The organism is Planctomycetaceae bacterium, from assembly GCA_041398785.1.
GTDB lineage: Bacteria > Planctomycetota > Planctomycetia > Planctomycetales > Planctomycetaceae > JAWKUA01.
Genome location: JAWKUA010000023.1, coordinates 17,264 through 38,788, shown reverse-complemented (window position 1 = coordinate 38,788; position 21,525 = coordinate 17,264). Strand labels below are relative to the sequence as shown.

Here is a 21,525-nt window from a genome sequence, read left to right as displayed (position 1 = left end):
GTGGCTGCCGTCTCACGAATCGTCGAACGGCCGGATCACTGATTTCGCGGCAGAGCGGCCATAACGCAATCGAAGCAATTCCCCAGTCGTTACAATCTCAGGCTCGTCCAACTTCGAACAAGCGAACGCTCAAATCATGGAGAAGCTGCGAGTTTCGGTCATCATTCCGGCGCTGAACGAACAGTCGCTGATCGCCGACGCTATCCGCAGCGCGCACGATGCCGGCGCCGCACAAGTCATTGTTGTCGACGGTGGCAGCACTGACGAAACGACCATGGTCGCCGGGAAGCAGCGAGCGACAGTGCTGGTAACGTCGCCCGGGCGGGCCATTCAGCAGAATGCCGGAGCGGCAGTTGCTGAAGGCGACGTGCTGCTGTTCCTGCATGCCGATTGCCGGCTGCATCCCGATGCCATTCACGATCTGCGCCGGCGACTGGACGCACCCGCGAACGCAGTCGGCGGGTTCTTCCGGCAGCGAATCGACAGTGCCGATCGCATCTTTCGAGTGATCGAAGCCGGCAATCTGGCGCGTGCCCGGCTGCTGAAATGGGCCTACGGTGATCAGGGTATCTTCGTGAGAACCCACGCGTTTCGAAGTCTCGGCGGGTTTCCGGAACTGACGCTGATGGAAGACCTGTACTTCATGAAACGCCTGAAACGACTCGGTCCGCTGCTGGCGATTTCGACGCCGATCACGGTTTCCGCCCGCCGCTGGAAACAACGCGGCGCGATTCGGCAGACGCTGACAAACTGGTCGCTGATCACGGCCGCTCACCTGGGGATTTCGCCAAACCGGCTCGCCCGCTTCTATGCGAAGAATCGCTGATCGGAATGTTCCGGGGCCGTCCTGCGAATCGTGGCGCCCGTGTTCAGCGGGTTTGCTACACGGACCCGTATCGCACCGGCTGCGTGCCACGACGCCAGCAGGTCGCGAACCGATCGCGCGGCGTCTGCGGACTCCGCGGGAACGCAAACTGTCGGTCCCCAGGATGACTGGACGGCTCCGCTGACACCGCGCTCCGCCAGCCACGAGACAGCGTCCGCAATCAGCGGACTGGAAAACACGCCGCCCTGCTCTGCGGTGAAGTACCGTCCGACAGCCGTGCCGTATTCTTCCAGTGCATCACGAAACGTCGCAAAGTCGATGGCATCGATGGCCGGAATCAGACGATGTTCGATCAGGTCGATCTGCAACGCCATGACCTCGTCCGACATCGTTCGCGACTTCTGAAACACGGCCTCTTCGCTGTCGCCGGAAACCCCGGAACCTGCGACGGGAGTCAAGAGGACCATCCGCCATTCGTCGGGAAACGGCAGACGCCGCACGCGATTGCAAGTCGGTGCTGCCGTCAACTGCCTGGAGCACTGAGATTGTCGCTGACCGTGATCGACCAGGAATCCACCGCGTTCGAAGCCTGCCGTTCCGATCGCCGAACGCCGCACACGATTCAGACTGCGAGCTATCGAGTACAGTGATTCGCCGGCGGAATTTCCCGCGATCAACTGAGCGGCGCTGGCAACCGACAGCGCCAACTGAGTTCCGGCCCCCATCCCGGAATGCAGTGGTGACGATTCCAGCATCTCGACTCGCAGCGGCGGCAGTTCGGGCATGACCGCGCGGCATTGCTTCACGATGGAATCCACTCTCGCCGCGGCCTCGCAATCGTCACCGACCGCCGAAACCACTTCATCGCACCGAGCGAAAGACACGCGAACCCGCCAGCCGGGCGAATCGATCATCAGACCGACTCCACCATAATGCCACGGCAAACCGGCTTCGGCACTCAGCAGTCCGAAGTGCAGCCGGGAGCCGGTTGTGACGTCAACGCTCATCATCAGTGAACCGCCTTCCGGCGCATTGCTGGCTCATTTGATCCGAAGCGAACAGAAGGAAGCCCACGCACCGCCTCGCACGATCAGTCCTCTGCAGGGGACGGGACGTCGACTGTCGCCATGGGACAGTCACGGAGAAGCCTGATGTCCCTCACAGCCGCCATCGTCTGGCTCTCAACACCCAAGGGCATTCTACAGCAACCGGCTCACTGAACCATCAGCACGCGATGTTCGTCGCGTCGCGTGTGTGAAGCCACACACCAGGTCAGGCGGTGCAAGCGAAGTCGTACCAGGAACGAAAGGCAGTTCCGCTTCGAAGGCTGCGACTGACATTTAGCACCTGCCCGGCTACAGTCGTGCCGTCGCCAGCCCATTCCCGCGGAAGGAGAATCATCGTGATGACGATCAGAATCCATTTGGCATTCGTATTCCTTTGTGTTGTTGCAGCACCGGTGAGGGCGATAAAGGTGTCAGCGACGAATGGCACTGTCGTGAGCCTAAGCTGTTTCAGGCTTTCCCTTTATCATCATCGAGGAGTTTCGCTTTGAGCACGTCGCGGGGTCCTGCATGAGCGGGTAGCCGTGGCGCCTGCGTTTGAAGGGCGATAAAGGTGCAGGCGAGGGGGGCGATAAAGGTGTCAGCGACATTTGTTCTGCTCGGTCTCGACGGCCAGCGCTCCCAGAGTGATCGTCAACCTGCAGCCGCTGTGGATGAAGTCGCCCAACCGCAGTGCTCGCGGCGGCACGTCAACCGTCGATCTGATCATCGTTCATGACACCGGCGGTCCGGTCATCGGCCCGGCGCTGAATCATTTCATGCACGGATCCGGAACAGGCCGGGCGAGTGCCGGGTACATTATCGACACCGACGGTCAGATCGTGAAAATCGTGCGAGTCAGTGAGGCGGCGTGGCAGGCGGGCACTACTTACTGGCACCCTCGAAACGGAGTGAACGCGGCGTCCATCGGAATCGAGGTCGTCCACCGCAGCTGCTCATACCCGGCGGCGCAATATGCGTCGCTGATCACTTTGCTGACGGCGCTGGTGCAAGCATACGGAATTCCTCGCAGTCGAATCATCGGACGCAGCGACATCGGCACAAACGACAGCGGGCGTCTGGGGCGCAAAAGCGGCGATCCCGGATCGACGTTTCAGTGGTCGAAGCTGGAACCTCAGAATCTGAGTCCTGGGATCGGCCGCAGAGTCGGCGTGGCACCGCCGCCGTTTCCCGGCAGTTTTCTGGATCAGTTTCCAACCGGTGCCCTGCGAAGCGGGGACAACGACACGTCACGACGGTTCGGCGGCACAGTTCGTTCGACGGTCACCGGCAACCCGGTGCAGGAACTTCAGGAGGCACTGCGGCGAATCGGATACAGCGTGGGAACTCCCGACGGCGACTACGGTCAGAAAACCGTGTGGGCAGTCAGAATGTTCCAGAAGCATTTCCACGAAATGGGCCTCCCGGAAAACGGCCGCGTCGATGCCGCCACCGCGAGCGCAATCTGGACGTTGTCGTGAGACCGTGTAACCCCGCTCAGCGTTCCCCCTGGTGTCCATGTCGCCGCTGTTGTCCGGATGCAGCGTCGCCACTTCATCGTCTGTTGACGTCACGGTGACTTCGACGCCAGGCAACGCATCGAACGTATCATCGCTGTGGTGCGCCACGTTTGAGACCGCTGGAAGACGACTTCGGATCGAATTCGTCCTGCTCATACGGCATTCGTTTTCGTCCCAGGACCATCATTGTATGGTCGCGTGGGACAAATATCCGCTCACCGGCCTGTACCGTCGGGTAAATCTTGTACGGTCGCTTCAAGATCGGTGTGCCGGCGTAAATGGCGACTGTCGCATGTAGATCGCTACTGGGAACCAACCCAACCTCCCGGTCGTCACCGTAGTTAGCCCACAGCACACAGTTGTCGTCGTGAATTCGAAGCATGCCGTCCTCGAGGTCTTCGATGAGATCCGGTGCCGGCGGACCGACGGTTCCCCGGCCGGGACTGGACAGCGATTCCTCGCCCGCCTGGAAGCCCAGCGTATACGTCACAGCAAGCGTCAGCATTCCGATGACCAAAGCGAGAAAAACCTGAGTGACGTTCATCGTATGCAGCTTTATCTTTGCAGTTTCGGTGGCATGTTGTTCGCTGCGCTCGAACCATCATTGTCCGGTGCCGGTTGAGTCCTCAGAATCTATGACTGCAACCGAGTCAGCATGAGCTGACTTGAACACGCAACCACCCGAATGTCTCGCCCAGCGCAGAAGGTGGCGCATACACGGCGCCTGCACAGATAACGAAACGGATCTGTCACGATTTTTTCGAATTCGTGAAGCGCGGCTCGCGACGGGTCAGCCAAAGCCCGGCGTGGTTCAACACTCAGAATCGATGTTTCTGTTGCCGCATTCGAATTCCGGATCGCCGTCCTGAGAAACCGTTTCCTGGGCCTCGACATCGGGGAATGTGTCGGTGCCGGGGCCTCCGTTCAGGATGTCGCGGGCACCTCCGCCGCGGATCACGTCGTTGCCGGCACCGCCGTTGATTGTGTCGGGGCCGTCGTTTTCGGGGTCTACAGGGTTGCCTTGCTCGTCCGGCGGAGTGTCGCCGTAGATATCGTCGTTGCCGGTGTCGCCGCAGAGCGTGTCACTTCCTGCGTCGCCATGAAGAAAATCGTTTCCGGCATTGCCGTGGATGATGTCGTCGCCGGGACCGCCGCGGATTGTGTCGTTGCCTGTGTTTGCGTGGTTTTCCTCCGTCGAAATAATCTGGCCTTCCCGGTATTCCGGACTGTCTCCGGAAAGCGTATCGTTGCCGGCACCACCGTCGATCACATCGTCGTCGAGATCGCCGAAGGCCGTGTCATTGCCATCGCCACATTGAATCGTGTCGTTTTCCCGGCCGCCGTGAAGTTCGTCGTCGCCGTCACCGCCGTGAAGCTCGTCGTCGCCGCGATCACCGAAGATTCTGTCGTCGCCGGGGCCGCCGGTCAGTTTGTCGCGACCATCGCAGCCTCGAATGTGGTCGTTGCCGGGACCACCATCGACGATGTCATCGTCGTGGAATTCCGAATCGACTGTGCCACAGAAATTGCCGCGGCTGCCGGCCTGGGGTGTGTCGCCGTAGAGGTCGTCATTGCCGTCACCGCCGCTGATCGTGTCACGGCCGATGCCGCCGATGATCCTGTCGTCTCCGGCACCGCCCTTCAGCGTGTCGTCGCCGGGACCACCAAAGATCTCGGCCGCGTGTTCGACGTCGGGAGCAACCGTGACGTCGTCATTGCCGCCGAATGTGTGGATTTCGATGTCGCGGCCGTCGGCGTTTGCCCGGAAGCGGACTTGGCCGTTGACCGTGATGAGTATCTGCCCCGGAATCCCAGTTTGTTCGACCTTCACCACGTCCGGCATGTCCGTACCGAGAATTCTGATCGTGGTCAGCAGCGCGCGAACTTCGAGCTGTTCAGATTCCGCGCGGTCGGGGCCGCAGGACCGATGCCGACGACGCTGTGGCAGAAATCTGCCGAGGATTGCAGCAAGCACGGTTTTTCTCCGACAAGCAGGGCGACATCAGTCATAACGAAATCGCGCTGTCACGACTTTCGGTGAATTGTGAAATTGAGCGCACTGAAGCCCCTGTTGGTGTGAACCGAGTGGAGATCAGGGTACACTCGATGGCAGGACAGGGGAGTGTCGGATGGCAACAGCCTGCCGTCACGCTGCAGGCTCCCTGAATGCGACAGATATTCTGGCGAGGGCCGATCAATGCCGCATCCATCTCACCGTTCCGGTACCGTGGCCGGAATTTCCGGTCGGGATTCTCAATCGACGGCGTCCAGTGTCCTGCGCGGCGCGCGGGCGAATCAGCCGGAAGCCTGGCAGCGCCTGCTGGACCTGTACGGTCAGATTGTTTTTGACCATTGCTGCCGACGGGGGCTGTCTTCCGCCGACGCCGCGGACGTCATGCAGTCGGTGTTCTACGCCGTCTACCTGAACATCGATCAATTCCGGTACAGGCAAACGGGAGACACGTTTCGTGGATGGTTGTGGTCGATCACACGGAACAAACTGACTGATCATTTTCGCGGCAGCCGTCGGACTCCTGTCGCGGTCGGAGGCAGCGATGCGTACGCCGGAATTCTGCAGATTCCCGACCCGGTCGAATCCCCTGCTGACGATGGTGACGTCCGCGCCGAGGGGCTGTCCGAATGCCTGCTGGGTGATCTGGACACAGTGCGAGCCTGCTTCGAGCCTCGGTCATGGCGAGCGTTCGAACTGACGGAGCTTGAGGGGATGAGGTCTGATCTGGCGGCAGACGAACTTGGGATGACCGTAGCAGCCGTCTATACGGCAAAGTCGCGTGTCAGGCGAAAGCTGCGGGAATACTTCCAGACTGCTGAACACGGGCAGAACGATCAGCACGCTTAGAACACTGAACAAGGGCTGTGAACAGCAAGGGGCAGACGTACGGAACGTGGTTCGCGGACATGGACAATCCGAAGCCTGCGAAATGCAAGCAGCGCCACCAACGGCCAGGTCCGACGCATAGCTTCAATTTGAACGATCAGCGAGGACCTCGACGGATGGGGCATTTGGAACAGGCACAGATCGTTGACTGTCCGGACATTCGTCATTGGCGGGAGTTCGCGTCAGGTTTGCAGCCTGAGAGTCTGATCGAGCACATGGCGGCTCACCTTGAGACGTGTGAACGGTGCCTCGCGATTCTGCAAAGCCTGGATGCGGAAAAGGACTCGTCCAGCGGCACGATTGTGTTCAGCGGTGACGGCGCAACGGGCGCAGCATTTCGCGCAGCGATTGCGGAACTAAGAGCTTTGTCGCCGGGAACCAACGTAGACTTCAAGTCAGTCGGCCTCCGCGGTCGTGCTGAATTCACCGGCACGCAGACTTCTGAACGTCCCGCCGACGATGTCGTACCTGACCACTACGAGATTCACGAGCGGCTGGGGAGCGGACACTTCGGAGTCGTGTACAGGGCCGTTGAGCGGAAACTGCATCGTGAAGTCGCTCTCAAACTTCCCTCACCTCGTCAGTGGTTTCATGAAGCTGACCGAAAGAGTTTTCTGCGCGAAGCACAAGCGGCTTCGCGGCTTTCCCACGAACACGTTGTCCAGACATTTGCCGCCGGTGAATCCAACCGTGTGCCATACATTGCGTCGGCTTTGGTCTGCGGACCCAGCTTGTCGCAGCGTCTTGCCAGCCTCGGCGAACCGCTGCCGGTTCGCCAGGCAGCGCGGTTGATCATGCTGCTTGGTGGAGCGGTTCAGCACGCGCACGCACAGAGCCTGATTCATCGCGACATCAAACCGGGAAACATTCTGCTGGCACCTTCGAACCGTGAGTCAGCAAGCGCGGTGCAGGTCGGGGATGACTGGTTTGTCCCGAAACTTGCGGACTTTGGGCTGGCGAAGTCGCTGAACGGTGTCCTGCCGCATCTGCAGGACGAGCCGACGGAGTCCGGAATCATCAAGGGCACACCGGAGTACATGGCTCCCGAACAGGCAGACGGTCGGAAGCCAGTCGACGAGCGGACGGACATCTACGCACTGGGAGTGGTTCTTTACCGATGTCTCACCGGGCAAGTGCCGGTCGTCGGCGATTCGCCGCTCGAGACGCTGAAGCTGATTGGTTCGGTCGAAATCGCGCCACCCTCGCGACTGTGTCGTCGTATACCGGCGGATCTGGATGTGATTTGCCTGAAATGCCTGCGAAGTGATGCGTTGGACAGGTACGAGACCGCGCAGGCATTGGCGGATGACCTGAACAGATTTCTCGAAGGCCAGCCAATTCAGGCTCGCCCGACCAGCGTGTTCGCGCGGACAGTCAAGTGGGCCAGACGTCGGCCGTTCGCCGCGGCGCTGGCCGCCCTGCTGATCGTCGGTTCGGCTAGCGGACTGTTCGCATGGAAGGAACATCACCGGCGGCTGGATGTGATGCGGCAGCGAACTGAACGCATCGAACGCATGGCTCAACTGCAGGCGTACGTGGACGACATCGGCCTGGCGTGGCAGGCATGGCAGAACGCTCAGTTGCCGCGGTTTCGAGAATACCTGAACCGCTGGCGTCCCGGCGAAGCCGAATCCCACCCGGCTGCCGGCGACCCGATCGCGGCCGAGTCTGATCTGCGCGGCTTCGAATGGTTTGCACTCGAATCGCTGCTCGAGGAACCAGCGCTGTGGGTCACGTTGCGGGGGCATCGCAGAGGCGTGACGTGTGTGCGGTTCGATCCCGCCGGACGCTGGATCGCAACGGCAGGGCAGGACGGCCAGGTGAAGCTCTGGGACGCCGCTTCAAAACAGGAACTGCTGTCGCTCGACGGACATGTCGGCGACGTGAACATGCTGGCGTTTTCGCCGGGAGGTGACGTCCTTGCGTCTGCCGGGGATGACGGGACGATTCGAATCTGGAATCCCGCCGACGGAAGTTGTTCGCTGGTACTGCTCACCGACGGAGAAAACGGTATCTATGAGCTGGCGTTCTCGCCCGATGGCCGGCGTCTGTTCTCAGGCGGGCGAAGCGACGACATACACGTCTGGGACGCAGAAACTGGTGCGATTCTCGACACGCTGGAAACAGCCGCCGACGGCGTTACCAGTCTGCAGCTCACGTCCGATGGTCACCGGCTGCTAGTCGGTCACGGCAACGGCGAATTCGTCGTTCGCGATGCGGCGATGCTGACCTTGCTGCATCACCGCGAGGATCACATTGGGGAAATCGGCGATATCGCCCTGCTGCAAAATGACGAGTTGCTTGTGACGGCCAGCCGCGACGGGACAGTTCGATTCGGCCGCGCGGATGCCCGTCTCTGGGAGATTCTGTCGGGACATAACGATACTGTGCTGGCGATGGCAGCGTCCGCCGACGGACAAACGCTGGCAACCGCCAGCCGCGACCTGACGATTCGCCTTTGGGACCGCGCGGGCAGGCACTGGGTGTGCTGCGAGGCCACGATCAGGACATCTGGTCGCTGGCATTCTCGCCGGACGGTGAAACTCTGGCGTCCGCCAGCCGCGACGGAACCGTTCGGCTGTGGCACTGGCGGCAGGCGATTTCTCACGGGGATCCTGGCCGGTTTTCATTTCCGAATGACCCAAACCTGTCCGCTGCGGATTTGTCCGGGGACGGCAAGCGGCTGGTGCTGTGCGGCGACGATCCATTATTCCGGATTGTGGACGTCGCCACGCGCCGCGAATTGTCGACATGCGATCGCCCGCCGGAATTCGACGGCCGCGTCTCTCACCTGCGTTTTGCGCCCGACGGTGAGTCAGTCGTCGTCGCGAATGCAGCGGGACAATTGGGATGTTGGAATTCAAACGGTGCCCAACATTGGCAAAGGCAGCTTCCGTTAAGCGTGACGATTGTCGACCTGGCGTTTTCGCACGACGGTCGCAGTTTGTTTGTGCTGCAGGGACTTCAGGCAGTGAGGGAGCTCAATCCTGTCGACGGGAGCGTTGTCGGCGTCATTCCATTCGCTGGCAACACATGTTCCGCATTGGCGGTGTCGCCGAATGGCCGCTGGCTGGCGACAGGTGTCGGCGGGGGATCTGACGTGAAGGTGCAGATCAACGACCTGAGGTCGGACGCGGCCGCACGGTGGTTGACTGGTCACCGCCGGTTCGTCCGGGCGCTGTGTTTTTCGGCCGATTCCAGAATTCTCGCTTCGGCCGGAGAAGACCTCACAATCAGACTGTGGGATGTAGAAAGCGGTGATGTGTTGCACACGTTGTCAGGCAGTCGTCAGGACGAGCGCGCTCTGGCGTTCGCGCCGGACGGTCGCACTCTGGTCAGCGGCAGCGAAGCCGGCAGCCTGAGATTCTGGCATGTCGAAACAGGTCGGCAACTGTTCTGTGCCGACCACCACCACGTCGGCGGTGTTCGCCGAGCCGTCTTCTCCCGCAACGGCAGCACGCTGGCCACGATCGCTGGTCGGGGGAGAGGCTTCTGTGAGGTTGCGCTGTGGCGAATACCGTGAAATCGCCGCGGGCATTGGCAGCGTCTCGCTGAACTGGTCGGGAACGCGTGACGTATCCGGCGGACCAGACCAAATTCTTCATGCCGCCGGAGCAAAGCTGCGATGCGGAAATCATGATGTTGGTCGGTCCGCGTGGCAGGATGGACTCGCACGCAGAAGTGCAATGTCTGCCGTAACAGCCTGAATCCTCATTCGGAAAACCTCTGGCCTTCTACAGCCTGCCAGCCCGGTTACGATCCGGCATTCACGACCAGTTCCGGCTGTGTACGATGGCTTGCAAATCGACTATCGTTGCCGCGTCCGTCGAACCCTGTCTTAAGCTGCGGTGTCCTTCCTTAATGACTGCCTCTCCAGAACAACAGATCCCGGCACTCGACCGTCGCCCGGAAGCACGCGGTTTTCGTGTCGAGCAGTTGCTCGATGAAGCCCGTCGAGGAATCCTGCGCATCCCACACTTTCAACGGCCGCTGCGCTGGCGAACGAAGAACGTCCTGGAACTCTTCGATTCCATTCGTCGTGGTTTTCCGATTGGCGATCTGCTGCTTTCACGCGACACCGCTCCGGGCGGAAGTGTCTCGTTCGGCCCCGTCAACTTTCGGGTGAACGCCCAGCACGCGGCCCTGTGGGTCGTCGACGGCCAGCAGCGGCTCACGGCACTGGTTGCGGCCCTGCTGCGAAAGGAACTCGCTCCGAAACGCGATTATTGGGCTGTTTGGTACGACCTTCAGAAGCAGACGTTTCAAGTATTGCAGCGACGCGAACCGGAACCGGCATGGATTCCGCTGAATGTGCTCAGCGATTCCGTCAAACAGCTCAAGTGGATTCGGAACTGGCCTCACGCCGAGGAACGTGAAGACCTGGTGGACCGCGCTCTTGAACTGGGCAAAGCCGTTCGTGAATACGAAGTTCCCGCCTATATCGTCGACGGTGCCAATGACGAGGTGCTGCGTCTGATCTTCACTCGTGCCAATACCGGCGGAATCGGCATGCGCGAGTCTGAGATCTTTGAGGCGTTGTACGGTCATGAAGGTGAACAGCCGATTCGAAGTGCCGTCGCCCGCCTGTTCGATCTTGGCTTCGGAACTCTGGACGAAGATCTGTTTCTGCGATGCCTGAAGGCCATCTGTCATCCGATGACAGCCGATCAAGTCGGATCGGAGAATCTGTTGCCCGACAATTTGATTCAACGGACGGAAGCAGCCGTTCGGCGCGCGATCACGACGATCACAAGCTGGGCCGGAATCCCGGTCTTCAAACTGATGCCTTATCGGCTTCCGCTGTACATTCTGTCCGCGTTCTACGATCAGTTCCCCGCCGAGAATTCCCGCGCCGACCAGCTTGCCGCACGCTGGATCTGGAGAGGAGCACTGTCGGGCCGGCACGAAGATTCTTCCGACGCAAAAGTCGGCAGCCTGGTGAACGAGATCCGCAGCGGAGTTGACGCGGAAGCCACGATGGCCGGACTCATCCGGACGCTCGGCGACGTGACTGTTGACTCGCTGGCGAAGAACCCGATCGAGAAGATTGACCAGAAGATCAGCCTGAAGAGTGCGGCTTCGAAGATCTTCATTCTGGCGTTACTGGCCGCCGGACCGCGTCGAAGTGATTCTCCCGCGGCCCTCGAACAGCCCACTCTGTTCGCCGGCGAGGAACCGGAAGCCGATTCCGACTCAGACGAATCAACGTCGGCGGAAGACGCGCTGCACGCGAAGTTCTACAGACCGTTGCTGGTTGGTCAGCAGGACACGCTCGGGACTGATATTGTGATCCGTCTCGACGGGATGACGGCGCACGAACCGATATCTGCTGACAAGTACAATCAGGCATCGTTTCTCTTGTCGGAGGACGCGGTGCAGTTCGCGTTAGCCGGAAGCGTGCAAGAGTTTCGTAAGTGCCGGCGCGGAATCCTTCTGGACTATCTGCCGCGATTCATCGCTGATCGTATTGGAGAAGCGGTTGATATCCGGCCGTCCGTGCGCAGCCTGACGAATGAACCTCTCGTCGCGTCGGCGACCGAATAGCGGACTTCTGATGAATGCGCTGAAGGTCGAAGTCGGCGAAGTGGAAGTTGGAACGCTGGAAGCGTTGCCCAATGAGGCTCAGCAGTTCACGTTCTCCGACAGTTATGTGTCGCGGCTGCTCCCGGATCGGCCCGTCCTCGGGCAACTGTTTGAAGACCGTTTGCCCCATCCAATCTGCGTAGACGGACCAGTCTGCTGGTTTGCTCACCTGCTGCCGCAGGGCGTGATGCGAACCTGGCGCACACGACTACTGGGCATTGACGAGCAGGATGATTTCTCGCTGCTGCAATATCTTGGCCGCGACATGCCGGGCGCGGTCGTGTTGACCCCCACTGAGTCACCGCTGGCGCGCCGGGGTTCAGAATTACCTCCACCAGCGCAGTCAGACGATGCAGTTCCAGGCCTGAAATTCTCGCTTGCGGGTGCGCAGTGGAAACTGTCCGCTCGATCTTCGGGGCGGGGACTCACAACCTCGGCCGAAGGTGACGGCGTCGCATGCATTGCCAAGTTTGACGCGCCAGAATATCCGGGCCTGCCCGAGTGTGAATTCGCGACGATGAACTGGGCCAGGGCAGCCGGTGTCAGCGTGCCCGACTTCGAGCTTCGACGATCCGACGAGTTCGATGCGATTCCGGACGGAATGCCGACGGGAAACGGTGCGGTCTTCACCATCGCCCGCTTCGATCGCTCGACAACAGGTCGAATCCACATGGAAGACTTCGGTCAAATTCTCGATCGCCCGCCAGGCGACCGGCAATATCACTCAAGCTATGAAGACATCGGGCGCGTGATTTCGTGGATCGCTCCGAACAGCGCTGCTGAATTCCTCCGGCAGATTGCATTCACAGTGATTTGCGGAAACGGCGATGCCCATCTGAAGAATTTTTCCGTCATTTACCCGGACCGCAGAAACGCGGAGTTGTCGCCAGCCTACGATATCGTGTCGACGATTTGTTACTTCCGACCTGGCAAAGAACAGCTTGCTCTGTCGCTCGGCGGCATCCGCAGGTTTTCCGAAGTGACTTTGCGATCATTCGAAACGCTGTACCACGCATTGGGAATCTCTCCGGAACTCGGAATCGCCACGGTGACGGGTTTGGTCTCCGCGGCCCTTGAAGCATGGACCCAGCCGCACATGCGGCAGGCGTTCGCCGAAACGCATCGGGCCCGGATTCAACGTCATCTTGAGGAGCTTCCGCTCACAAGTGGCTCAGACCATTGAGGCGTCAGCTCTCTTCTAATTTGTGTCGCGGCTTGTTCGACTTCCGCGATGGCACGCACAAAACGTAATTGTCCGGCAGGTGAATTGTTCCACCTTCTGAATCGAGCGGTGGCGCGGCGGACGATTCCTGAGAAGCCGGAAGACTTTGCCGCGTTCTTACGTGTCGTCGCAGAGACATGGGGAATTGTGCTGCTGCCGATTTATGCCATGGTGGCCCGCCGAATCACTGGAATTTTGTTGTCCGGCCTGAAACCAGCGATCAGGTCAGCGAATTCTTCCGTCGCCTGGCTGTCAGGCACACGATGCGCTGGCACGCTCACTACGAAACCGGCGGGACCGGGCATTTGTATCAGGGGCGATTCAAGTCGAATCCGGTGCAGTCCGACGGCCATCTGCTGACAATGATGAGATACGTCGAACGAAATTCCGTGGGACTGAATTTCATCAAGATGGCGGAAGAATGGCACTGGAGTTCCACTTATTTCGCCGCCAGCCAGACGATGAACGACTCTGGCTGGCGATTCCTGACGATGCGCCTCTGCCACGAAACTGGCGTTCGTGGGTGAGATAAGATGGAGACAGAAGCTGAACTCACATCGCTGCGGCACAGCGTCCGTCGTGGCACGCGTACGGTGACGACCATTGGACCAGAAGCAGCACCGTTCGTCGTGATCTGGAAACGACCACTCGGCCAGGGGGGGGGCCGAGAAAAAAATGCCTGATGCGTTTTGTCCCAATCCAGCCGCCATCGTCTGGCTCTCAACACCCAGGGGCATTCTACAGCAACCGGCTCACTGAACCATCGGCACGCGATGTTCGTCGGGTCGCGTGTGAAGCCACGCACCAGGTCAGGCGGTGCAAGCGAAGTGGTGCCAGGAACGAACGGCACTTCCGCTTCGAAGGCTGCGACTGACATTTAGCACCTGCCCGGCTACAGTCGTGCCGTCGCCAGCCCATTCCCGCGGAAGGAGAATCATCGTGATGACGATCAGAATCCATTTGGCATTCGTATTCCTTTGTGTTGTTGCAGCACCGGTGAACGGTCAACAAGCCGCAGCCGTGTCGGAATCGTCGGCGGAGAGCGTCGTGGAGGAACCGCTGATAAGCTGGAGTTATCCGCCGGAAATGCCGGGAGCGACGGTGGAGACTTACCGAACCGTCGGGGACACCGAACTGAAGGCGTGGATCTTTCAGCCGAAGGATCATCAGCCGACGGAACGACGACCGGCGATAGTGTTCTTTTTCGGAGGAGGCTGGAACGCGGGAACGCCCGGTCAGTTTTTGCCTCAGTGTCGCCATCTGGCAGAGCGCGGCATGGTGGCAGTTTCTGTCGACTATCGAGTCAAGTCGCGTCAGGGCGTGTTTCCTCAGGACTGTGTCCGTGACGCCAAAGCAGCCGTTCGCTGGCTGCGAGCGTCCGCTGACCGGTTGGGAATTGACCCGCACCGGATCGCGGCCGGAGGCGGATCGGCCGGCGGACATCTGGCCGCGGCGACGGCTCTGGTGCCGGGATTCGAAGACGGTGACCACACCGACGTCAGTTCCATGCCGGACGCACTGGTGCTGTTCAATCCCGCCGTGGCACTGGCTCCGATCGAAGGCGCAGAGAACCTGTTTCCACCGGACAAGGCGGCATCCATTCGCGAACGAGCGGACGGACGCCCGGAAGAAATCTCGCCCATCGGGTTTGTGAGATCCGGCCTGCCGCCGACGATCATCTTTCACGGAACGAACGACGAAGCGGTGCCGTTTGCTTCCGTCGAACTGTTTCGCGACCGCATGACAGCCGCCGGAAATCGCTGCGAACTGAAAGCCTACGAAGGCCGTCCTCACGGCTTCTTCAATCCCGGCCGCGGGCAGGGCCAGCAACGGGCCGCCGCGACTCAGGATTACTACCGAACCCTCCGTGAACTGGACATGTTCCTGGAATCACTCGGCTATCTGCAAGCCGCCGGTGAGCGATGACGGTGCGTTCGGAACATCCTCGGAACGGGTGCCCGTACAGGGTCTCGCAGCAACGTGGCCATTCGACGCTCCTCGTCCTGGTGTCGAGAGTCCCGGGTTGTTTCGGGCGGCAGAAACGGAGGGAATTCGCCTGGTGCCTTGTCAGCACTGGTTGGAAGAGTTGTGTGGCACTGGCTGTGCGGGTGGTTTCAGCATCGCGAACGCACCGGCACAGCCAGTGCCACACATCAAAACACAAGGGCCAGCGCACTGTACCTGGCGCGCCGGTTGATTTCTGATGCAATGTGACAAGCATCGAGCGGCTTCGTCACTCAGTGTGGCTCGCCGGTCTGCGATCCGCAATCCGACGATGAACAGCGGCATTCAGACCTCGTGCTTTTGCTCGGAGTCGCTGATGCGTTGGAGACCTTCCGGTTCCGGTGGCTGAAAAATGGCTTTGGCATCCTGACATGCACCTGGATGCTGCGAGTTCGACCAGTGGGTGACGTAATCTTGCAGCAACTCGAAAGCCTGACGTTCTTCTTCGCCGCCGGTCTTGTCGACCGCTGAGTGCAGCGTTTCGAACGCGGTCAGCACCGGTTCGGTTCCTGTCAGATGAATTCGAGTTGCAAGGATCGCTGCTTCGATCACCGCATGGCGAGCTCGGTTGAAGCCGAAGAACGGGCGGCGCTGCTGTGAATGAACGATCTCGGCGTGCAGCACCGAACGCTGGTCGGACAGGTCGCGGTCCGTGATGCGGAATTCAAACCACCTGCAGCAGTCTTGCAGTACTCGGCCGTTGACCGCGCGAGCGGGTTCGGTGGGCGGATTTTCGTCCAGTCGTCCGATCGCTGCCTTCGCGATCAGGTCAACGCGGTCCACGACATGAAACACGCCGCAACCGGTTTCGATCAGGTTGCGAAATGTTGTCGATGTCTGAAACGGACGCAATGTCAGTCGTTCAAAATCGCCATGCACGATCGGTCCCATGGGAGCGACGTTGAGCGTGCCGGCGCTGTCGACGCTGGTTAGGATTCCTTCGACAATCATTACTGCTGCCAGTAGTTGCGATCCAGCGTGCGATAGTTGATCGCTTCGCTGAGATGACCAGCCTGGATGTGTTCGCTGTCGTCCAGGTCGGCGATCGTGCGAGCGATGCGGAGGATCTTGTCGTGTGCGCGAGCCGACAGACCGGTTTCCTCCATCGCCGCTTTCAGCATCTGTTCGGCTTCGCCGGCCACCTTGCAGAACTTTCGAATTTGCGGTGGTTTCATCTTGCCGTTGACTCGCGTTCCTGACGATTTGAAGCGAGCGGCCTGGCGCTGGCGAGCGGACTCGACCTGTTCCCGCATCGTCGCGCTGGATGTGCCTTCCGTGGAGTCGGACAGTTCGCGAAACGGCACGGGCGGCACTTCGATGTGAATGTCGATGCGATCCAGCAGCGGCCCGCTGATGCGGCTCAGGTAGCGTTCGACCTGCAGCGGATTGCATGTGCATTGTCGCTTCGGGTCGGCTCGAAAGCCGCACGGACACGGGTTCATCGCCGCGACCAGCATCAGGTTGGCGGGAAACGTCACGCTGCCCATCGCTCGCGAAATCGTCACGCACTGATCTTCCAGCGGCTGCCGCATGACTTCCAGAGTGCGGCGGTTGAACTCCGGCAGTTCGTCCAGAAACAGAATGCCGTGGTGAGCGAGGCTGATTTCTCCCGGCTGAGGAATGCTGCCGCCGCCGACCAGGCCGGCTTCGCTGATCGTGTGATGCGGCGACCGAAACGGACGTCTCAGCAACAGCGGCTGGCCGGGTTCCAGCATTGCGACGGCGCTGTAGATGCGAGTTGTTTCCAGGCTCTCTTCCGGTTCCAGTTCGGGAAGGATCGTGCAGATGCGCTGCGACAGAAGTGTCTTGCCGGTCCCCGGACTTCCGATCAGCAGAATGTGGTGAGCTCCCGCCGCGGCGACCGTGACGGCTCGTTTGGCCATTTCCTGGCCTTTGACGTCGACGTAGTCAATGTCATAGCGGCCGAAGCTGGTGCGAGCGTGATCCCAGCTGAACACGACGGGCTCCAGCGGCAGTTGACCGGTCAGAAATCCAACGGCTTCGGCCAGCATGCCGACGGAAATCACGTCGATGCCATCAACGACGGCGGCTTCCATCGCGTTGGCCGTGGGGACGACGATGTGAGTCTTCCCGGCGGCTCGCGCGGCCAGCGCCATCGACAACGCGCCCTTGACGGGACGCAGGCTGCCGTCAAGCGCCAGTTCGCCGACGTAGACGGCTTTGATGTCGGGATCCGGTTCGATCTGCCCGTCGGAAATCAGCAGCCCCAGAGCAATCGGCAGATCCAGCGACGCGGCGTCCTTGGGCAGATCGGCGGGCGACAGATTGATGACGACACGGTCCATCGGGCGACCGTAGCCGCTGTTGACCAGAGCCCGTTCGATGCGGTGAGTGCTTTCCTTGACGGCAGCTTCGGCCAGGCCGACAAGAATTGTTTTGGGAAGTGCGCCCGGGGAGATGTCGACGTCCACTTCAACCGAGCGAGCTTCGATGCCCAGCAGGGTGTAAGTTGCAAGTCTGGAAAGCATTCGGCAGTGCCCGCGGCGATGTCAGAGATGTGATTCACAGTCGCATTCCGTCGCGCCGCGCGGCAGTTTGACATTCGGGAGACGGTGTTGCAAACGACACCCGCAGCATTGACGGTGAATCACGCTGCAGGCTGCTGCAGAAATCCCGTCTGTGGCGACTCGGACGTGTCAGCGATATCATCGTTTCGGCCAGGCTCACCAGCCGAATGCCGCTCGGAATCCCAACAGGAGCGCGTCGTGAAGACTTTCGTTTCGAAATTGTGGTCAATCGTTTTCGGCTGTCTGATTTGCGTCGTCGCATCCGCTGCGCACGGTGAAGACGTCCGGTCGGAATTTGAATGCCGCTTCGCCGGCGAAGCACCGACGATCGACGGCGTGGCCGATGATGCTGCCTGGCAGCGGGCGGACGTAATCGATCACTTCTACCTGCCGTGGCTTCAGCAGGATTCGCGTCCGGCTCGTGCGGCAACGAAGGCTCGGCTGTTATGGGATCGGCAGTACCTGTACTTCTTTGCCGAAATGGACGACGACGATCTGGACGCGGGCGACGACGGGCCATTCATGAGTTGGCGCGGGGATGTCTTCGAATTGTTCTTCAAGCCCGCCGAAGATAAGCCGGGATATTACAATTTCCAGTTGTGGGCGGGTGGCACCGTTAAGGACGAATTCCTGCCAAAACGCTTTGATGGCGGCTTCAAAAAATCGGTGGACGACGGCACCTTTCACATTGACGCGAAGGTTGTCACCAGAGGCACACTCAACGTTCGGACGGACACCGACGAAGGCTGGACTGTCGAAGGCCGCATTCCGTGGTCGGATCTGAATCGCACCGGAGGCCGGCCGGTTGTCGATGAACAGTGGCGGTTCGCTCTGTGTCGTTACGACCGCTCCAGTCGACGAGACAGCCCGGAACTTTCCACCTGCGCGCCGCTGGCTTCACAGGAGAAGCCGAACTTCCATCACTATGAAGAGTTTGCGCTTCTGAAGTTCATCGGCCCGCAGCGCCGCGACATCGCCGATGTTGACGGTGACGCAACATCGGATCGACTGACGCTGCTGAAGCAGAATTGGAATCGCGTGCCGTCGAAAGTCGCCGGTTCACCCGAACCACCGCTGCCATTTGTCGCCACGCGAACGATGCCGAAGTTGTCGCTGACGTTTCCTGTTGTAGCCGTCAACGAGCCAGGCAGTCGTCGTTTGTATCTGCTGGATCAGAAGTGGTCGTCCGGGCCGACTCGACTGATTCGAACAACCGACAATCCTGTATCCGGCGAAGTCGAGACCCTGTACGACTTTCCGCACGACGGGCTGGCCTACAGCATCTGTTTCCATCCGCAATATTCGGACAATGGCTACGTGTATCTCGGCTGGAACGCGGCAAAGGAAGCGGGTGGAGAAAAGTACTGCATGATTACGCGACTGACGGTTGATCGCGATTCGGATACCGTCGATCCGGAATCCGCCGTGGAAATCATTTCGTGGCTGTCCGATGGTCACAACGGTGTTGCGATGGCGTTCGGGCTCGACGGCATGATGTACGTCACCAGCGGAGACGGTACCAGCGATTCCGACACGAATCTGACCGGCCAGGGACTGGATCATCTGCTGGCCAAGGTGCTGCGCATCGACGTCGAACATCCCGACGACGGCCGCATGTACAGCGTGCCTTCCGACAATCCGTTTGTCGGACAGGACGGCGTTCGTCCCGAAACGTGGGCCTATGGACTCCGCAATCCGTGGCGCATGACGGTTGATCCGAAAACCGGTGACCTGTGGGTCGGAAACAACGGTCAGGATCTTTACGAACAGGCGTATCTTGTTCAGCGGGGCGACAACTACGGCTGGAGCGTTTACGAAGGCAGTCACGTGTTTTATGCCAACCGCGAACTCGGCCCGACACCGCACGTCAAGCCGACGCTGGAGCATCCTCATTCCGAATCCCGATCGCTGACCGGCGGAGTCGTGTACTACGGCGAGCGATTTCCGGAACTGGCGGGAGCCTACATTTACGGCGACTATTCCACCGGAAAGATCTGGGGAGCGAAGGTGAGTGGCGGCAGCGTCATGTGGCACAAGGAGTTGGCCGACACAACACTGCAGATCGCCGCGTTTGCCATCGATTCGGATGGTGAACTGCTGATTGTCGACCACAAGGCCAGCGACGGCGGTCTGTACACATTCGAACGAAATCCCGCGCCGGCCGGTGCGGCGGAGAATTTTCCAAAGAAGTTGAGTGACAGCGGGCTGTTCGCATCCGTCGCCGGTCACGAAGTGCATCCCGGAGTGATTCCGTATTCGGTGAATTCACCGTTGTGGTCCGACGGCAGCATCAAGAGCCGGTACGTTTATCTACCGCCGACGATGACCGTGGACGGCGACGAGCGGCCGACTCAGATCGATTTTCAAACCGGCAGCAGTTGGGATTTTCCGGACGGCACCGTCACCGTGAAGTCGTTCGCCCTGGAGCAGCGTGAAGGCGATCCCGCATCGCGTCGCTGGGTGGAAACGCGGTTTCTGGTCAGGCAGCAGGGCGAATGGTTTGGGTATTCGTACGCGTGGAACGATGAGCAAACCGACGCGTTTCTTGTCGACAAAGAAGGCCGTGACGCGGTCTTCCAGGTTTCGGATGCCGGCGGCACGGCCACCGAACAGCCGTGGCGGTTTCCCAGCCGAACCGAATGCATGGTCTGTCACAGCCGAGCGGCAAAGTTTGTTCTGGGGCTGTCGTCGCTGCAGCTCAACAGAGTTCACGACTACGACGGCGTTGCTGCGAATCAACTGGAAGTCTTCGAATGGCTGGGTGTCCTGAAATTGAACGGTGCGGCCGGTGATGCCGCGGAAGGACAGCGCACCGCGCCGGCTGCATCGTCGCTGCTTGCGGAATCGGCAGACAAGCTTGATCGCCTGCCGGATCCATACGACGAAACCGCCGATCTGACGTCGCGGGTTCGATCGTATCTGCATTCCAACTGCGCGCAGTGTCACGTGGAAGCCGGTGGCGGGAATGCTCAGATGAAGCTCGATTTCGCATCCAGCCTGGAACGAGCCAACATCATCGACGTGGTGCCGCTGCACGACAAATTCGGCATCGCTGATGCGAAGCTTGTGGCGCCGGGTTCGCCCGAACAATCCGTGTTGCTGCACCGCATGACGATCCGCGGCCGAGGTCAGATGCCTCAACTGGCGACCGCGAAAGTTGACCAGCGCGCGGTGGCGCTGCTGGCTCGCTGGATCACGGAGCTGCCGCCGTCAACATCATCTGCGTCGGACAATTAACGGCGGACCGAAAGGATTGTTGCACGCCGGCGGGCGTGAAGCGGTGCGGCTACTCGTGCAGCCAGGTGACCTTGTCCTTAAACGGGGTGCGACTCCCCTGTGGCCAGCCATTGGCGGGATAACCAAGGTAAAAGAGTCCCAGTACGCGGTCTTTTTCACCGAGCCCCAGATGGTCGCGAAAAGCACTGCTGCAGATTGCGGCCCCCGACGACCAGTAGCCACCGATTCCGTATGCCGTCGCCGTCAGGTGCAGATTCTGAACGGCACAGGCGACGGCTTCGATTTCTTCCAATTCGGGGATCTTCTCGCTGACCTGCCGCCGCATCGCGATGGCGATGACGTGAGACGACCGGCACGCGTTGGAAATCAGTTGGTCACCTTTGGCGGGTTTTCGCAATTCCGGCGGTGTCATTCCGTCGTACACGTCCGCCAGGAATTCGCCCAGCCGTCGGCGAGCGTCACCGCAGAAGACAAAGAAACGCCAGGGCTCGGTCATGCCGTGTGTGGGAGCCCAGTTGGCGTTGTTCAGCATGTCGTGAATCATATCGTCGGGAATCGGGTCCTCACGAAACTCCGACGGCTTGATGCTGCGGCGGCCGGCGATGACGCGCCGAAGGATATCAACGGTCGATGGCGATTCAGTGCTCATTCGATTCGCAAGCC

Annotated in this window: 16 protein-coding genes; 10 read left to right on the top strand and 6 right to left on the bottom strand. The window is 60.3% G+C overall.

Annotation, left to right across the window (positions count from 1 at the left end):
* The first annotated feature begins 136 nt into the window (after positions 1–136).
* Positions 137–826, top strand: coding sequence for a TIGR04283 family arsenosugar biosynthesis glycosyltransferase (locus R3C19_22140; GenBank protein ID MEZ6063055.1), 690 nt, complete (start codon positions 137–139; stop codon positions 824–826).
* Here R3C19_22140 and R3C19_22135 read toward each other — a convergent pair.
* Positions 808–1,836 (bottom strand): hypothetical protein, encoded by a 1,029-nt coding sequence (locus tag R3C19_22135; GenBank protein MEZ6063054.1) that lies wholly within the window; start codon positions 1,834–1,836, stop codon positions 808–810. The genes R3C19_22140 and R3C19_22135 overlap by 19 nt on opposite strands.
* Positions 1,837–2,516: 680 nt before the next feature.
* Here R3C19_22135 and R3C19_22130 point away from each other — a divergent pair.
* A complete protein-coding gene (locus R3C19_22130) occupies positions 2,517–3,350 on the top strand; it encodes an N-acetylmuramoyl-L-alanine amidase (protein MEZ6063053.1) in 834 nt (277 codons plus the stop codon).
* Positions 3,351–3,477: 127 nt separating this feature from the next.
* Here the strand turns inward: R3C19_22130 and R3C19_22125 are convergent, their stop codons facing one another.
* The gene (locus R3C19_22125; GenBank protein ID MEZ6063052.1) at positions 3,478–3,933 is read right to left on the bottom strand and encodes a hypothetical protein; all 456 of its coding nucleotides are present in this window, start codon (positions 3,931–3,933) and stop codon (positions 3,478–3,480) included.
* A gap of 267 nt (positions 3,934–4,200) precedes the next feature.
* A complete protein-coding gene (locus R3C19_22120) occupies positions 4,201–5,364 on the bottom strand; it encodes a calcium-binding protein (protein MEZ6063051.1) in 1,164 nt (387 codons plus the stop codon).
* 222 nt (positions 5,365–5,586) lie between these two features.
* Here R3C19_22120 and R3C19_22115 point away from each other — a divergent pair, with 222 nt between their 5' ends.
* The 7 genes from R3C19_22115 (at position 5,587) to R3C19_22085 (ending at position 15,019) form a co-directional block, all read left to right on the top strand.
* A complete protein-coding gene (locus R3C19_22115) occupies positions 5,587–6,249 on the top strand; it encodes a sigma-70 family RNA polymerase sigma factor (protein ID MEZ6063050.1) in 663 nt (220 codons plus the stop codon).
* A gap of 155 nt (positions 6,250–6,404) precedes the next feature.
* Complete coding sequence (locus tag R3C19_22110; protein ID MEZ6063049.1) at positions 6,405–9,188, top strand: serine/threonine-protein kinase; 2,784 nt, start codon at positions 6,405–6,407, stop codon at positions 9,186–9,188.
* A gap of 2 nt (positions 9,189–9,190) precedes the next feature.
* Complete coding sequence (locus R3C19_22105; protein ID MEZ6063048.1) at positions 9,191–9,811, top strand: hypothetical protein; 621 nt, start codon at positions 9,191–9,193, stop codon at positions 9,809–9,811.
* 338 nt (positions 9,812–10,149) lie between these two features.
* The gene (locus R3C19_22100; protein MEZ6063047.1) at positions 10,150–11,832 is read left to right on the top strand and encodes a DUF262 domain-containing protein; all 1,683 of its coding nucleotides are present in this window, start codon (positions 10,150–10,152) and stop codon (positions 11,830–11,832) included.
* 10 nt (positions 11,833–11,842) lie between these two features.
* The gene (locus R3C19_22095) at positions 11,843–13,054 is read left to right on the top strand and encodes a type II toxin-antitoxin system HipA family toxin (GenBank protein MEZ6063046.1); all 1,212 of its coding nucleotides are present in this window, start codon (positions 11,843–11,845) and stop codon (positions 13,052–13,054) included.
* A gap of 176 nt (positions 13,055–13,230) precedes the next feature.
* Positions 13,231–13,620, top strand: a complete 390-nt coding sequence (locus R3C19_22090; GenBank protein ID MEZ6063045.1) for a transposase — start codon at positions 13,231–13,233, stop codon at positions 13,618–13,620.
* Between the two features lie 415 nt (positions 13,621–14,035).
* Positions 14,036–15,019, top strand: a complete 984-nt coding sequence (locus R3C19_22085) for an alpha/beta hydrolase (protein ID MEZ6063044.1) — start codon at positions 14,036–14,038, stop codon at positions 15,017–15,019.
* Between the two features lie 363 nt (positions 15,020–15,382).
* On the opposite strand, the gene R3C19_22080 is transcribed toward R3C19_22085, so the two are convergent.
* Together R3C19_22080 and R3C19_22075 are read right to left on the bottom strand one after the other, a co-directional pair.
* Positions 15,383–16,048, bottom strand: a complete 666-nt coding sequence (locus R3C19_22080; protein MEZ6063043.1) for a DUF447 family protein — start codon at positions 16,046–16,048, stop codon at positions 15,383–15,385.
* Positions 16,048–17,586, bottom strand: a complete 1,539-nt coding sequence (locus tag R3C19_22075) for a YifB family Mg chelatase-like AAA ATPase (GenBank protein ID MEZ6063042.1) — start codon at positions 17,584–17,586, stop codon at positions 16,048–16,050. Before R3C19_22075 ends, R3C19_22080 begins: the two co-directional genes overlap by 1 nt.
* Before the next feature lie 237 nt (positions 17,587–17,823).
* Between R3C19_22075 and R3C19_22070 the strand changes: the two genes are divergently transcribed.
* Positions 17,824–20,862, top strand: a complete 3,039-nt coding sequence (locus R3C19_22070) for a PQQ-dependent sugar dehydrogenase (GenBank protein MEZ6063041.1) — start codon at positions 17,824–17,826, stop codon at positions 20,860–20,862.
* A 49-nt stretch (positions 20,863–20,911) separates the two neighbouring features.
* Here R3C19_22070 and R3C19_22065 read toward each other — a convergent pair whose 3' ends face one another.
* Positions 20,912–21,511, bottom strand: coding sequence for a nitroreductase (locus R3C19_22065; GenBank protein ID MEZ6063040.1), 600 nt, complete (start codon positions 21,509–21,511; stop codon positions 20,912–20,914).
* Positions 21,512–21,525: the final 14 nt, after the last annotated feature.

Coding starts and splice junctions, on each gene's coding strand:
- R3C19_22090 (MEZ6063045.1), top strand. CDS start 13,231: ATGGGGAATTGTGCTGCTGCCGATTTATGCCATGGTGGCCCGCCGAAT.
- R3C19_22135 (MEZ6063054.1), bottom strand. CDS start 1,836: ATGATGAGCGTTGACGTCACAACCGGCTCCCGGCTGCACTTCGGACTG.
- R3C19_22075 (MEZ6063042.1), bottom strand. CDS start 17,586: ATGCTTTCCAGACTTGCAACTTACACCCTGCTGGGCATCGAAGCTCGC.
- R3C19_22140 (MEZ6063055.1), top strand. CDS start 137: ATGGAGAAGCTGCGAGTTTCGGTCATCATTCCGGCGCTGAACGAACAG.
- R3C19_22065 (MEZ6063040.1), bottom strand. CDS start 21,511: ATGAGCACTGAATCGCCATCGACCGTTGATATCCTTCGGCGCGTCATC.
- R3C19_22115 (MEZ6063050.1), top strand. CDS start 5,587: ATGCCGCATCCATCTCACCGTTCCGGTACCGTGGCCGGAATTTCCGGT.
- R3C19_22100 (MEZ6063047.1), top strand. CDS start 10,150: ATGACTGCCTCTCCAGAACAACAGATCCCGGCACTCGACCGTCGCCCG.
- R3C19_22095 (MEZ6063046.1), top strand. CDS start 11,843: ATGAATGCGCTGAAGGTCGAAGTCGGCGAAGTGGAAGTTGGAACGCTG.
- R3C19_22110 (MEZ6063049.1), top strand. CDS start 6,405: ATGGGGCATTTGGAACAGGCACAGATCGTTGACTGTCCGGACATTCGT.
- R3C19_22085 (MEZ6063044.1), top strand. CDS start 14,036: ATGACGATCAGAATCCATTTGGCATTCGTATTCCTTTGTGTTGTTGCA.
- R3C19_22125 (MEZ6063052.1), bottom strand. CDS start 3,933: ATGAACGTCACTCAGGTTTTTCTCGCTTTGGTCATCGGAATGCTGACG.
- R3C19_22080 (MEZ6063043.1), bottom strand. CDS start 16,048: ATGATTGTCGAAGGAATCCTAACCAGCGTCGACAGCGCCGGCACGCTC.